General features: G+C 73.2%; 10 protein-coding genes and 1 pseudogene. 1 reads left to right on the top strand and 10 read right to left on the bottom strand.

What is annotated here, in order from left to right:
* Window positions 1-1,320, bottom strand: a 1,320-nt coding sequence (gene purH, locus SSOG_RS53905; protein ID WP_009717124.1) for a bifunctional phosphoribosylaminoimidazolecarboxamide formyltransferase/IMP cyclohydrolase, incomplete at its 3' end; no start/stop codon positions are given.
* A complete protein-coding gene (gene purN, locus SSOG_RS25460) occupies window positions 1,317-1,964 on the bottom strand; it encodes a phosphoribosylglycinamide formyltransferase (protein ID WP_009717123.1) in 648 nt (215 codons plus the stop codon). The genes purN and purH, both read right to left, overlap by 4 nt.
* A 353-nt stretch (window positions 1,965-2,317) precedes the next feature.
* On the opposite strand from purN, the gene SSOG_RS25455 reads away from it, so the two are divergent.
* Window positions 2,318-3,223, top strand: coding sequence for a hypothetical protein (locus SSOG_RS25455; protein WP_039938676.1), 906 nt, complete (start codon window positions 2,318-2,320; stop codon window positions 3,221-3,223).
* Between the two features lie 59 nt (window positions 3,224-3,282).
* Here SSOG_RS25455 and SSOG_RS25450 read toward each other — a convergent pair whose 3' ends face one another.
* The 8 genes and pseudogenes from SSOG_RS25450 to SSOG_RS25420 form a co-directional block, all read right to left on the bottom strand.
* Entirely contained in the window at window positions 3,283-4,689 is a 1,407-nt protein-coding gene (locus tag SSOG_RS25450; protein WP_050799962.1) for a cell division protein PerM, read from the bottom strand.
* A gap of 58 nt (window positions 4,690-4,747) precedes the next feature.
* Entirely contained in the window at window positions 4,748-5,029 is a 282-nt protein-coding gene (locus SSOG_RS58515) for a cell division protein PerM (protein ID WP_425385432.1), read from the bottom strand.
* A gap of 238 nt (window positions 5,030-5,267) precedes the next feature.
* The gene (sucD, locus tag SSOG_RS25445; protein ID WP_009717120.1) at window positions 5,268-6,152 is read right to left on the bottom strand and encodes a succinate--CoA ligase subunit alpha; all 885 of its coding nucleotides are present in this window, start codon (window positions 6,150-6,152) and stop codon (window positions 5,268-5,270) included.
* Between the two features lie 21 nt (window positions 6,153-6,173).
* Entirely contained in the window at window positions 6,174-7,346 is a 1,173-nt protein-coding gene (gene sucC, locus SSOG_RS25440; RefSeq protein ID WP_009717119.1) for an ADP-forming succinate--CoA ligase subunit beta, read from the bottom strand.
* A 339-nt stretch (window positions 7,347-7,685) separates the two neighbouring features.
* Window positions 7,686-9,326: a hypothetical protein gene (locus tag SSOG_RS57540; protein WP_050799961.1), complete on the bottom strand. Its 1,641-nt coding sequence runs from the start codon at window positions 9,324-9,326 to the stop codon at window positions 7,686-7,688.
* Between the two features lie 70 nt (window positions 9,327-9,396).
* Window positions 9,397-10,329, bottom strand: a complete 933-nt coding sequence (locus tag SSOG_RS25430) for a hypothetical protein (protein ID WP_039938674.1) — start codon at window positions 10,327-10,329, stop codon at window positions 9,397-9,399.
* 164 nt (window positions 10,330-10,493) lie between these two features.
* Complete coding sequence (locus SSOG_RS25425) at window positions 10,494-11,729, bottom strand: VWA domain-containing protein (protein ID WP_009717116.1); 1,236 nt, start codon at window positions 11,727-11,729, stop codon at window positions 10,494-10,496.
* Window positions 11,726-14,121 (bottom strand): annotated as a pseudogene (locus SSOG_RS25420) (DUF5682 family protein). Before SSOG_RS25420 ends, SSOG_RS25425 begins: the two are co-directional and overlap by 4 nt.
* Window positions 14,122-14,243 lie beyond the last annotated feature (122 nt).

Raw genomic sequence — 14,243 nt, 5'->3', positions numbered from 1 at the left:
GTCCTTGGCGAGCAGGGATCGCGTTTGGACTTGACCCGCCCGGGCAGGGCGCCGCCAGGCGAAGGCCAGCTCGGCGAGGCCGTCGGCGTCCAGCGCCTCGCCGCTCGCCAGGGTCCAGTTGGCCGGGTCGTCGCCCTCGGCCTGGAACCGGTCCTTGGCCTGCACCAGCGTGCCGCCCTCGATGGGGCGCCGCTCGGTGGCCACCGCGGGGGCGTCGGCGCAGCGCAGCACGCGGATGTTCTTCTTACGTGCCAGCACCTCGACCGCGCCGTCCTCGTACGCGGGGGCCACGATGACCTCGGTGAAGATCTCGGCGACCTGCTCCGCCATGGCGACCGACACCGGGCGGTTGACGGCGATCACGCCGCCGAAGGCCGACAGCGAGTCACAGGCGTGCGCCTTGCGGTGCGCCTCGGCGACATCCGCGCCGGTGGCGATCCCGCAGGGGTTGGCGTGCTTGATGATCGCGACGCACGGGTCGGCGTGGTCGTACGCGGCCCGGCGAGCGGCCTCGGTGTCGACGTAGTTGTTGTACGACATCTCCTTGCCGTGCAGCTGCTCCGCGTGCGCGAGGCCCGTGCCGCTGCCGTCGCTGTAGAGCGCGGCGGGCTGGTGCGGGTTCTCGCCGTAGCGCAGGACCTGCTGCCGGGTGAAGGTCGCGCCGGTGAAGTCCGGCCAGTCGCCCTCGTCGGCCGCGCTGTGCCCATCAGCGGCTCCGCCGCGGGCGTCCGCGAACCAGTTGGCCACCGCCACGTCGTACGCCGCGGTGTGCTGGAACGCCTCGGCGGCCAGGCGCTTGCGCCGCTCCAGGTCGAAGCCGCCGTCGGCGGCGGCCTTGAGGACGTCGCCGTACGCGGCCGGGTTGACGACGACCGCCACGGACGGATGGTTCTTGGCGGCGGCGCGGACCATCGAAGGACCGCCGATGTCGATCTGCTCGACGCACTCGTCGGGCGAGGCGCCCGAGGCGACCGTCTCACGGAACGGGTAGAGGTTGACGACGACCAGCTCGAACGGCTCGACGCCCAGCTCGGCGAGCTGGTCGCGGTGCGCGTCGAGGCGCTGGTCGGCGAGGATGCCCGCGTGGACGCGCGGGTGCAGGGTCTTGACGCGGCCGTCCAGACACTCCGGGAAGCCGGTCAGCTCCTCGACCTTGGTCACCGGAACGCCCGCCGCCGCGATCTTCGCGGCCGTCGAGCCGGTGGAGACGAGCTGGACACCCGCCGCGTGCAGCCCTTGGGCCAGCTCCTCCAGCCCCGTCTTGTCGTACACGCTGACCAGCGCGCGGCGGATGGGCCGCTTGGTACCTTCGGCGGTCACGGGATCCTTACCTTTCGTCCCTCAATGCGATAGCCGTGACGCGCCAGACGCCCCACGACCTCGACGAGCAGCGAGCGCTCGACTTCCTTGATCCGCTCATGCAGAGCGGATTCGTCGTCCTCGTCCCGGACCTCGACCACGCCCTGGGCGATGATCGGGCCGGTGTCGACCCCGTCGTCGACGAAGTGGACGGTGCACCCGGTCGCCTTCACGCCGTACGCGAGCGCGTCGCGCACCCCGTGGGCACCGGGAAAGCTGGGCAGCAGGGCCGGGTGGGTGTTGACACACCGGCCGCCGAAGCGGGCCAGGAACTCCTTGCCCAAGATCTTCATGAACCCCGCCGAGACCACCAGGTCCGGTGCGTACGCGGCCGTCTCGGCCGCCAGTGCCGCGTCCCACTCGGCGCGGCTCGCGTAGTCCTTGACGCGGCATACGAAGGTGGGGATGCCGGCGCGCTCGGCGCGCTCCAGACCGGCGATATCGCCGCGGTCGGCACCGACGGCCACGACCTGGGCGCCGTAGGACGCGGCGCCGTCGTCGGCGATGGCGTCGAGGAGCGCCTGGAGGTTCGTACCGGAGCCGGAGACGAGAACGACGAGGCGGGCAGGGGACCCGGGACGGGCGGGGAGGGGCGGGGAGGCCACGGCGGGGATCTTTCTCGCGGGCGGTGCTGCCGTTTGTGTGGTCGTACAAGGTCATGGCCTGTTGAATTCCGGGGAACTCTACGAAGCCGCCGACCGTCAGCAACGATACCGGCACACGAAGCGGCCCCCGGGGGACGGGGGCGGGCACGGGAGGTAGCGTCTGGACTGCGAATCCAACTGATGCCGTGGGAACGACCGTCGCGCCCGCCCCGCCGAACCGTGCGGCAGGAGCCGTACCCGGACCGGGTGTGCAGGACGACGACACAAGGGGAAGACACATTCCAGATGCCGGACCGACGCCGCCGCGCGGCTCATCGCCTCACTCCGACCCCCACCCGCACCGGGGGGCGGCGATGAGGCGCGCCCGCACGTCGCGTACGACGCCGCTGCTGCGCGAGCAGCAGTCGCCGTCGTCCTCCTCGTCCCCCTCGCCCTCCTCCCCCTCGCCCTCCTCGTCCGGGGATCACCACGGCGAGGACCGGCACGAGGACAATCCGTTCGCCCCGCCGCCCGAGGGCAGGCCCGACCAGCCCTGGCAGCCCCGGCACCGGCCCGGGGACGGCGGCGACAGCGACAGCGGGAACGGTGACACCCAAGGCGGCCAGGACTCGCAGAGCGGCCAGGACGATCAGCCGCAGCAGCCCCCGGCCTGGGGCAGCCAGTGGAGCAGCCGCCAGCCCGGCCGCCAGAGCGGCGGCTTCGGCACCGGCCCCGGCGGCACCCGCCCGTCCGGGCCCGGCGGCCAGGGCGGCGGCCCGGGCGGTCCGCGCGGCTGGGACCCCACCGACCCGGCCCAGCGGCGTGCGCGGTACGCACTGCTGGCGGGCATGTGGGCGTTCTTCTTCGCCCTGTTCAGCCTGGCGCAGATCGCGCTGCTGCTCGGCGCGCTCGCCCTGTACTGGGGCATCAGCGCGCTGCGGGCCAAGCCGCGCCGTACGGCCACGGCCACGTCCGACGCGGTGAGCGGCACCGGGAACGCACCGCTCAACGCCCCGCCCCCGCCGCCCGGCGCCACCCCGGCCCGGCTGCCCGCGCCCGGCTCCGGCTCCGGTTCGTCGAAGCCGCAGTCGACGGCGGCGATCAGCGGTCTGGTGACGGGCGGGCTCGCGCTCGCCATCGTCGCGGCGACGTTCAGCTTCCAGATCGTCTACAAGGACTACTACAGCTGCGTGGAGGACGCCCTCACCCAGACCTCCCAGCAGGCCTGCGAGAAGCAGCTCCCCAAGGAGCTGCGCCCCCTCCTCAGCACCGGCGAATAACGCCCCCGACGCGCCGCAGCCGCCCCACATCGGGGGCGGCTGCGGCGCGTCCACGGCGTCTACCGGGTCTCCTCCGGGGCGTCGGGCTTCCGGTGCGGAGGCGGAGCCACCGGGTCCACCGAACCCATCGGGCCGGTCGCGCCCACCATGCCGCCCATGAACTCGGCCATGGTGCCCGCACCCATACCGGTGCCGATCCCGGAGCCGAGGCCCGGGCTCGTCGCCGGGTCCTGGGCGCGCTCCGGCTCGCGCTTCCGCTTACCACCGTTCCGCTTACCGCCCTTGCGCGGGCTCGGCTTCAGCCACTGCCACCAGGGCTCGGCCATCGCCTTCCGCAGGTCGATCGGCTCGGCCTCCGGCTCCGGCTTGGGCTCCAGCGCCACCCGGGCCAGCGCCTCCTCGTGGGCGGCCCGCTCCTTCTCCCGCGCCTCCGCCCGGGCCCGGGCCTTCGCCGCCCGGGCAGCCTTCCACTCCGCCCAGGTCGCCCGGCTGGGAACGTACAGCCGCACCCAGCGCACCACCAGCGCGCCGGGCACCGCGATCGGTCCGGTCCAGGTGAGCGTGGCCACACCGGTGCGCCACCCGTCGGGGCCGAGGTCGGCGAGGATGCCCACGCCCAGCGGCCCGCCCGACACGGCGGCCAGCAGCGCCATCGCGGCCGAGCAGCCGATCGCCGCGAGCGCCGCCAGCACCGTGGTCTCGCCCCAGCCCCAGGCCGGGCGGGGCGCGTCCTTGCCGGGCCGCCGGGCCGCAGCGACCCCCGTCAGCCAGGCCACCGACGCCCCCGCCAGGGCCCCGGCCAGCCAGTTCAGCGGCCAGTGCGGGCCCTCCGCGGGCAGCGCCGCGACCAGGGGGAAGTGCGGCAGCTGGGGGTAGGAGGTGACGCCGAGCGGGGCGACCAGGCTGCCACCCCCGGCCGCGAATCCGGCGCCGATGCCATACGCCGCGCCCCACACGATGGCGTTCGGCAGCAGCGCCAGGCTGACCAGCAGCACCGCGAAGCGGCCCTGCCATACGTTGCTGAGCTGGAGGAACGCCAGCTGTACGGATCCGGTGTGGCTGAGCATCGAGATCCCGGTGAGCAGGGCGCCGCTGCCGAGCAGCACCAGGAGCCCACCGGCCCCGGCGCGGCAGGCGGCGAGCAGCCGGCGCCGTCGGCACCAGCTTCCGCGCAGCCATGACGCGCAGGTGACGACGCCCGCCGCCAGCCGCGTGGCGCCGGGGATCCGGCCCAGCGCGGCCTTCGCCCGAGCGGGCAGCCGCACCGGGAACCGGCCGTCGGCCACCCACACGCCGAGGGCCGCGACGGCCACGGCGACGAGCGGCAGATGGATCACGGCGCTGAGCGGGTCGACGCGCAGCGGCCCGGCCGTGGCGTACAGCACGGCCGCCATGCCGACGAGCAGATAGCCGCCGGTCACCCAGCCGAAGGCGATGCGGGGGTCGACGACGGAGTCCTCGGGCACCCACTGCCCCTCGGCCTCCTCTTCCTGGCCTTGGTAGACCCCGTGCTGCGCGGCGCTTTTATATCAGCCAGCAGGGCAGCGCGCTGATGAGCAGCGGGGTCAGCCCGACGGGCGCCGGATGCCCGGTCAGCGTCTCGCTCCGTACGAGATCGGCGCCGTGCCCGAGGAGCCACAGGTCGGCGGCGACGTGCAGCGCCCCGTCGGGGCTGCTTGTCGGGGGACGAGGAGGTGATCCACAGCAGCAGGACGACGACGGCGAGCGTGCCCAGCCCGAGCCCCGCGGCCACCACGCCGCCGAGGAACGCTTCCCTGGCGACGGAGGGGCGCTGGAGCGCGGCACTGCCGCGTGAGGACACCGATGGACTGCGATCGGTCGTTTGGGTCACGGGCCCATGCTGCCAATAACAGTCGTTTCATCCGTACATCAAGCGATTGGTCGCGTGTCGCACGTAATGGGCTTATGTACCTTTTGTGGAGCGGCGTCATGCGGCCGCGGAAACCGCTCCGGGACCACAAAAGGCGCGGGCCCGTACCACCCATCCGGGGGTACGGGCCCGCGTCCGCGTGTGACGCTGTCGTCAGCCGGCGAGCGCGGCGCGCGCCAGGCCGGCGGTCTCGGTCGGGGTCTTGCCGACCTTCACGCCCGCGGCCTCCAGGGCCTCCTTCTTCGCCTGGGCGGTGCCGGAGGAACCCGACACGATCGCACCGGCGTGGCCCATGGTCTTGCCCTCGGGCGCGGTGAAGCCCGCCACGTAGCCGACGACCGGCTTGGTGACGTTGGCCTTGATGAAGTCCGCGGCCCGCTCCTCGGCGTCGCCGCCGATCTCGCCGATCATCACGATCAGGTCGGTGTCGGGGTCGGCCTCGAAGGCGGCCAGCGCGTCGATGTGGGTGGTGCCGATGACCGGGTCACCGCCGATGCCGACGCAGGACGAGAAGCCGATGTCACGCAGCTCGTACATCATCTGGTAGGTCAGGGTGCCGGACTTCGACACCAGACCGATGCGGCCGGGCTTGGTGATGTCGGCCGGGATGATGCCCGCGTTCGACTGACCCGGCGTGATCAGACCCGGGCAGTTCGGGCCGATGATGCGGGTCTTGTTGCCCTTCTGACCGGCGTAGGCCCAGAAGTTGGCCGAGTCGTGGACGGCGATGCCCTCGGTGATCACCACGGCGAGCGGAATCTCGGCGTCGATCGCCTCGATGACCGCGCTCTTGGTGAACTTCTCCGGGACGAAGATGACCGTGACGTCGGCGCCGGTGGCCTCGATGGCCTCCTTCACGGAGCCGAAGACCGGTACCTCGTTGCCGTCGAAGTCAACGGTGGTGCCGGCCTTGCGCGGGTTCACGCCACCGACGATGTTGGTGCCCGAGGCGAGCATCCGACGGGTGTGCTTCTGACCCTCGGACCCGGTCATCCCCTGGACGATGACCTTGCTTTCCTTGGTGAGGAAGATAGCCATGGTTTCTGGTGACCTCGTCCCTTACTTCGCAGCCAGCTCGGCGGCGCGCTCGGCCGCGCCGTCCATGGTGTCCACCTGCTGAACGAGCGGGTGGTTGGCGTCGGTGAGGATCTTGCGACCCAGCTCCGCGTTGTTGCCGTCGAGACGCACGACGAGCGGCTTGCTGACGTCCTCGCCCTTGGACTTCAGCAGCTCCAGGGCCTGCACGATGCCGTTGGCGACGGCGTCGCACGCGGTGATCCCGCCGAAGACGTTGACGAAGACGGACTTGACGTCCGGGTCGCCGAGGATGATCTCGAGACCGTTGGCCATCACCTCGGCGGAGGCGCCGCCACCGATGTCGAGGAAGTTGGCGGGCTTCACGTTGCCGTGGTTCTCACCGGCGTACGCGACGACGTCGAGGGTCGACATGACCAGACCCGCGCCGTTGCCGATGATGCCGACCTCGCCGTCGAGCTTGACGTAGTTGAGGCCCTTGGCCTTGGCGGCCGCCTCGAGGGGGTTGGCCGCGGCCTTGTCCTCGAGCTCCGCGTGCTCCGGCTGGCGGAACTCGGCGTTGGCGTCCAGCGTCACCTTGCCGTCAAGCGCGATGATCTTGCCGTCACCGGTCTTGACCAGCGGGTTGACCTCGACGAGCAGGGCGTCTTCCTTGATGAAGACGGTCCACAGCTGCTGGAGGACGTCCGCCACCTGGTCGGCGATCTCGGCCGGGAACTTCGCCGCGGCGACGATCTCGGCGGCCTTCTCGGGGGTCACACCCTCGATGGCGTCCACCGGGATCTTGGCGAGCGCGTCGGGGTTCTGCTCCGCGACGACCTCGATCTCCACGCCACCCTCGACGGAGGCCATGGCGAGGAAGGTGCGGTTGGTGCGGTCCAGCAGGAAGGAGACGTAGTACTCCTCCTTGATGTCCGCGGTCTGGGCGAGCATCACCTTGTGGACCGTGTGGCCCTTGATGTCCATGCCCAGGATCTGGTTGGCCTTCTCCACGGCGTCGGCCGGGTCGGAGGCCAGCTTGACGCCGCCCGCCTTACCGCGGCCACCGACCTTGACCTGCGCCTTGACGACCGCACGGCCGCCCAGTCGCTCGGCCACCTCGCGCGCCGCCTCAGGCGTGTTGATGACTTCACCGGCCAGCACCGGTACACCGTGCTTGGCGAAGAGGTCCCTCGCCTGGTACTCGAACAGGTCCACGCGCGTCCGTCCCTTTTCCATGGATATCGCGGTCGTTATCTGCGCGGGCGTGCCGCGCGATGGCCAGCGTGAGGACGCGATCTATAACGAGGGCGGCACACGTGCGCCGGGTACGCGGCATGTCCGTCTCGCAGGTTATAACCGCGAGACGTGCCGCCCTAAATCGCAGATCACACTGGAGCGGTGATTACGGTCACAGATCGCGACCGTACACACCTATTTTGGAACCGAAAGCGGGCAGCCCCCTCCCCAACGAGGACTGCCCGCTCTCGGCTACTGCGCGGTGTTGCGGCTGCGTACGGCGTCAGAGCCGCACGCGGCGATCATGCGATCCGGCGATCAGACGGCCGGGAGGGTGGCCGGGGCGGCCGGCAGGTCGGTGGGCAGCTGGGCCGGGACGGCGGGCAGGTCGGCCGGGACGTTCGGCAGGTCGGTCGGCAGCTGGGCGGGGACCTGCGGGAGGTCGGTGGGCAGCTGGGCCGGAACCTGCGGGAGGTCGGTGGGCAGCTGGGCCGGAACCTGCGGGAGGTCGGTGGGCAGCTGGGCCGGAACCTGCGGGAGGTCGGTGGGCAGCTGGGCGGGGACCTGCGGGAGGTCGGCCGGGACGTTCGGCAGGTCGGTCGGCAGCTCGGCCGGAACCTGCGGGAGGTCGGTGGGCAGCTCGGCCGGAACCTGCGGGAGGTCAGCCGGAACGGTCGGCAGGTCGGTCGGCAGCTGGGCCGGAACCTGCGGCAGGTCGGCCGGAACGGTCGGCAGCTGGGCCGGGACCGCGGGCAGGGCCGGGATCGCCGGGATGTTGGCGGCGTCGGTCAGGTCGACCGGGGCCACCGGGAGCAGGCTCTGCACCCGGGCCACGGTGTTCACCGCGGTGCCCTGCGCGTTCGTGGCCACGGAGCCGGTCAGGTCCAGCGCGAACGGAGCCGTGGTGGTGGCCAGGTCGGCGGTGAACGGAACCGTGTTGTTGACGGTGTTCTGGGCGACCGGCACGGCGTTGGCAACGGTGTTCTGCACGAACGGCACGGCGTTGGCGACGGTGTCCTGCGCGAACGGAAGCACGTTGCTGGCGGTGCCCAGGGTGTAGCCCTGCGCGCTGCCCGCGACGTAGGCGACGTACGGAACGGTCTTGCCCGCGGCGTCACCGGCGAGCACACCCGCGTCGTTCACGGTGCCCTGCGCGACCGGGACGACCCTGACCACGATGCGGTGCGCGACGGGCGGCAGCACGTCGTCGGCGATGCCGTTCACGACGGGCTTGGCGACGCCCACGGTGCCCTTGGCCTTGCCCGTCAGCTCCTCCGGACGGACGCCCGCGCCGGAGAGGGAGGCGAGCAGGTTGTCGGCGGCGCCGGGGGCGGCGGGCAGCTTCGGGGTGGCCGGGAGCTGGGCGGGCAGCTCGGCCGGGGCGCCCTTGACGGACGGCACCGGGGCGGCGTTCGGCAGCGAGGAGCCGTTGACCGGCAGCGAGCCCAGGCCGGGCAGGTGCGGAACGACGCCGGGAACCTCGCCGGTGGGCAGGTCGACGTCGGCGGCCTTCTGGACGGACTTCACGGCGTGGTGCGCCTTCTTGACGACCTTGCCCGGCTTGGCGGCGTCACCGTTCACGCCGTCGAGCGCGCCACCGGTCACATCGCGGGTGGTCTTGGAAACGTCCGGCAGCTGGCCCTTGGCGGCACCGTCGACGGTGTCCTCGGCGGTGCCGGTCACGCCGTCCACGGTCTTCTTCGCGGTGTCGTTCAGCTTGGAGGTGTCGGCCGCATCGCCGGTCGCACCGTCAACCGTGTCGGTCACCTTGCCGGTGGTGTCCGTGACCTTGTCGGTCGTGTCGGTGACCTTGTCCGTAACGCCGTCCACCGTGCTGGAGACGCTGTCGGTGGAGGGGATGCTCGGGGTCTCGGCGGCACTGGCGGCGGCGGAGCCCAGGGCCCAGATCCCGGTGGCGGCAGCGGCGACGAGGATGGAGCGGCGAACGTTGTTACGCATGGGGAGGAAGTCCTTCGAATTCAAGGGGGTTAGCGGATGGGCAGACCTGACCACCCCCGCGCGGCAGGTCTTACAGACGGGTGGAGGTCTGCCCTAGCCGGGGAATTCGAGGACTTCGTTGTACCGCTCGCGCGTCGGCGCGAAGCTGTCCGCACGGACCGCGCCGGGCGCGAGCCCGAACTGCGCGGCGTCGGACGGCGGCAGAGCGGTCGTGGGTGTTCCCGCCACGGGGAGCGCCCACTGTCGCCGGTGCACTGGGGTGACGGTCCCGAGGGGGGACCGCGGGAGGCGCGGCGGCGCCAGGGGCCCCCTCGCCTTGGACCGCGCCGTCGGCAGCCCGGACGACGGTGCCATGACCGTGGTCGGGGGAGTCGGCGGTACGGGGTGCGGCGGCGTCCGAGGCCGCCGTGTCCGGCCCCAGCGGGGCCGCGGCGGGCCGGGCCGGGTGCGGCAAGGCGTGGTTATCGTCGGCGTCGTCCGCCGTCGGGCCCTGGCCCGACGCGGCGCCGTGCGCACCGGGGGCGTCGCCCAGGGCGCCGACACCGGCTTCGCCGACCTCGGACAGCCGCACCGGAAGGTGGGTGCCCGTGGCCTCCTTGACCAGGTCATCGACCGGATCGGTGACCTGTCGCGCCTGCCGCTCGACCGGCTCGCGCACCGGCTCCACGGTCTTGCGGACCGCCTCGGTGGCGGTGTGGGCCGTCCGGCGTGCCACGGTGTGGGCGGTCTTGACCGCCTTGGCCGGGGCCGCCTTGGCCGGTGCCTCGTCCGGTGTCGGCTTGGCCGGTGTGGCCTTGGCCGGTGTGGCCTTGGCCGGAACGGCCTTCGCGGCCGACTCGACCAGGTCCGATGCCTGGGCCTGGTGGCCCGTCACCGATCCGGTCGTCAGCTCGCCCCGCTCGGCCGCCTGGGCGCTGCCACCGAAGAGGAACGCGAGTGCCAGGAAGCCCCCGAGGAAGAGCGCCGCCAGCAGCGCCCGCCGCGCGGCCACGGTGCGCGGCAAGCGCACAGCGGCAGGCAAAGCGAACGCGGCAGACAAAAGGAGGGCCTTCCCTGGAACGGACAGCAGGCGAAGCGCCAAACCGGACGGTCACATTCACGTCCTGGCGACAGGAGTGATCCTTGCACGACCCACAGGGGGCCGCGCAAGCCCCGAGCCAGTGATGGTCACTGATGCATCGCCATGTCCGGTATCGGCAATTGGCGCCGCTCGATGGCCGCCGCCATCACTTCCGGGAAGAGATCGGGGGTGCAGGCGAAGGCCGGTGCGCCGAGCGCGGCGAGCGCCGCCGCGTGCTCCCGGTCGTAACTCGGCGCCCCCTCGTCGGACAGCGCCAGCAATGCCACGAACTGCACCCCGAACGCCTTCATCGCGGCGATCCGCCCCAGCATCTCGTCACGTATGCCGCCCTCGTAGAGGTCACTGATCAGCACGACGACGGTGTCCGCGGGCCGGGTGATCTGCGACTGGCAGTACGCCAGGGCGCGGTTGATGTCGGTGCCGCCGCCGAGCCGGGTGCCGAACAGGACGTCCACCGGATCGTCCAGCTCGTCGGTCAGGTCCACCACGGCGGTGTCGAAGACGACGAGCCGGGTGGCGATCGCCCGCATCGACGCGAGCACGGCACCGAAGACGGAGGCGTACACCACGGACGCGGCCATCGACCCCGACTGGTCGATACACAGGATGACGTCCTTCTTCATCCCGCGCGCCGCCCTCCCGTAACCGACCAGCCGCTCGGGAACCACGGTGCGGTGCTCGGGGACGTAGTTCTTGAGATTGGCACGGATGGTGCGGTTCCAGTCGATGTCCCGGTGGCGGGGGCGGCTGACCCGGGCGGAACGGTCGAGCGCGCCGGTGAGGGTCGCGCGGGTGCGGGTCGCGAGCCGCTTCTCCAGCTCCTCGACCACCTTGCGGACGACGGCACGCGCCGTGGTCCTGGTCGTCTCCGGCATCGCCTTGTTGAGCGAGAGCAGGGTGCCCACCAGATGCACGTCCGCCTCCACGGCCTCCAGCATCTCCGGCTCCAGCAGCAGCGCCGACAGGCCGAGCCGGTCGATGGCGTCGCGCTGCATGACCTGGACGACGGAGGTGGGGAAGTACGTACGGATGTCGCCGAGCCAGCGCGCCACTTGAGGCGCGGAGCCGCCGAGCCCGGCCGACCGCGAGGCACCGCTGCCCGCCGGGCCGCCGCCGCTTCCGGCGGCGCCGCCCGCGCCCCCGGGGCCGTCCCCGCCCCCGGATCCGTAGAGCGCTTCGAGCGTCTGGTCCATGGCGGCGTCGGTGCCGCTGAGGGAGCGGCCGGTGCCGTCTCCGCCGCCCTCCCCGCCGAGCACCAGCCGCCAGCGCCGCAGCCGTTCGTCGCCCGCGTCCGCGCCGATTTCCACGTCGATGTCCGTCATCGGGCCGCCTCCGCGGTGTCGTCGTGGTCAAGGGCGGGAGTCTGGTGGCCGGGGTCCAGGCCGAGCAGCAGCCGCACCGTCGGTACGACGGCGGCCGCACGGTCCGCGTCGAGCCCGGGGCCGAAGCCGGGCGCGGCGGGCGCCGCGGGGGCTGCTCCCTCGCCACCCGCGCCCGACTCACCGGCCGCGCGCCCGGGACCGCGGCGGACCAGCTCGCCCAGGGTGCGGCGGACGCCGGTGTCGTACGCGGAGAAGGTGCGCCGCAGCAGCGGCAGGACGTCCGTGAACGCCTCCGCCGGTACGGAGGTGAGCCAGCCGTCGACGAGGCCGAGCAGCCGTTCGTCGTGGACGAGCAGCATGCCGCCGCCCGCGTCGCCGCCGATGAACCCCTCGATCCAGGAGGCCGCTTCGGGTGGTGCGGTGCCGGGCGAGAGCGCGAGCCGCATCAGCCGGGCCGCCTCGTCCTCGGCGAGCCTCCCGTCGTCCAGCAGCAGCCGCGCGGCCCGGCCGCGGAGCAGCCCCGGCGTGGCGGGGGTGCCGTCCCGCCCGGCGATGGCGCGCAGCACGGCCGCCCAGCGCGCCCGCAGCGAGTCGTCGACCGCCGGTGCGGGCGGCGCGGACGGCGCGGACGATGCAGGCTGCCCGGGTGGCGCGGACGGCTTGGGCTCCGGCAGGAGGCCGATCGCCCGGTGCACCGCCTCCAGGTGGCGGAGCATGTCGGCGGCGCCGTCCGCGTCGAGCCCCGCGCAAGCGGGCGGCAGCCCCACGAGGATCCGCTCGGCCAGGCCCGCGGCGACCTCGCCGAGCGCCGCGGTGTCGGTGCCGCGCACGTCCCCGTACCGCACCGACCGCACCAGGGCGGGCAGCGCCTGCGCGAGATGGCCCACGTCGGCGGTGAGCGCGGCGCGGTCGGCGAGCGCGCGCATCACCACGGGGAGGGCGTCGGGGAGCGCGGCCAGCAGACAGCGCTCGGCCAGCTCGGTGACCTCGGCGAGGGCCGTGGCGCCCAGCGCCTCGGACTCGGCCTTGGCGGTGGCCGCCGACACCACGGTGGTGCCCCACACCCCCGCCTCCGCGACCCGCACCGCCAGCTCCGGCTCCCAGCGCAGCCGCCACGTCTCACGGAACGTGCCGGTGCTGCCGCGCGAGGCCGCCGGGGTGCCCCAGCCGACCCCCAGCAGCCGCAGCCGGTGCAGCAGGCGGCTGCGCGCCGCATCCATGTCCTTGCGCAGATCGAGCTCCAGCTCCCGCTCCGCGGCCTCGGGCGCCAGCCGCAGCGAGCGCTGGGCGCGCCGCAGATCCTGTTGGAGCGGTACGGCGGGTGCCGACGCGGGGACCTCGCCCAGCACGTCCCCGACCACGAGCCGGTCCCGCACCAGCGCGATCGGCACGTCCGAGCCCTCGCACATGACGGCCCGCACGGCATCCGTCGTCTCGGCGAGCCCGGCGAGCGGGCGGCCGCGCAGGGCGGCGAGGGTTTCGGCGAGCCGCACGGCCTCGATGACGTGCGCGGACGACACCGCGAAGTCCTCGTCCCTGAGCAGCCCGGCGACCTTGGTCAGCCAGCGCTCCAGGGGCCGGTCCGGTGCGTGGAAGAGATGGCTGTACCAACCGGGTGAGGCGATGCCCGCCCCGTAGCCGCTGTGCCGGGCCAGCCGCCGGTGCGTCCAGGGCACCCAGCTGATCTCGGCCTTGACCTTCGGCAGCCCCTTGAGCAGCTTCCGGTCGGCGGTCACCGTGGAGCGGGCGGCCAGCGCCGGTACGTGCCAGGCCCCGCACACGACGACGACCCGCTCCCCGAACTCCCGCCGCGCCGCGTGCATCCGCACCCGCATATGGGCCTCCCGGACGGCGTCGTCCTCGTGCCCGCCGTGCCCGTACGCGGCCCGCAGCTCCCCCATGGCCTCGCCGACGGCGGCGAACGCCGCGGTCCCACCGACGCTGCGGTGCTCGACGACGTCCTCCCACCAGCGCTCCGGATCCTCGTACCCGGCCGCCTCGGCGAGGACGGCGAGGCGGATCGACGCGCACCCGCTCGGGCCTCACCCGGCTCTTCGTCCTCCCACGTCGCCCTTGGCGGTCATGGCCAGGGGAGTTCGCGGGCGGGGAGGTCGATGAACCGGACGGGCACGTCGCGGGCCAGCGCCCACTGGATGGCCGCCCACTCCGGCGAGAACCCGGCCAGCGGCCAGAACCCGGCGCGCCCCGGGTCGTGCGCCACGTGCGCGAGCAGCGCGACGGGCGGGCGCATGTCCTCGTCGGCGGCGAGATGCACCAGCGCGTCCGCCTCCGGCGGGCCCTCGATGAGCACGACGCCGGGCTCGCACTCATCGAGCGCCGCCCGCACGGCCCGCGCCGACCCAGGCCCGTGATGCCGCACCCCCAACAACACCGGCCACTCAGGCACGACGGCCTTGGCGACTCCGACGGCCTCGGCGGCTCCTGGGGTTCCGGCGGTTCCGGTGGCTCCGTCGGCATCGGGGCCTCCTGCGGCACCGACGGTCCCGGCGACCC

The sequence above is a fragment of the Streptomyces himastatinicus ATCC 53653 genome, assembly GCF_000158915.1.
GTDB lineage: Bacteria > Actinomycetota > Actinomycetes > Streptomycetales > Streptomycetaceae > Streptomyces > Streptomyces himastatinicus.
The sequence above is the reverse complement of the archived record's forward strand: the minus strand, read 5'-3'. Positions and strand labels throughout refer to the sequence as shown.

Coding starts and splice junctions, on each gene's coding strand:
- SSOG_RS25455 (WP_039938676.1), top strand. CDS start 2,318: ATGAGGCGCGCCCGCACGTCGCGTACGACGCCGCTGCTGCGCGAGCAG.
- sucD (WP_009717120.1), bottom strand. CDS start 6,152: ATGGCTATCTTCCTCACCAAGGAAAGCAAGGTCATCGTCCAGGGGATG.
- SSOG_RS57540 (WP_050799961.1), bottom strand. CDS start 9,326: ATGCGTAACAACGTTCGCCGCTCCATCCTCGTCGCCGCTGCCGCCACC.
- SSOG_RS25425 (WP_009717116.1), bottom strand. CDS start 11,729: ATGACGGACATCGACGTGGAAATCGGCGCGGACGCGGGCGACGAACGG.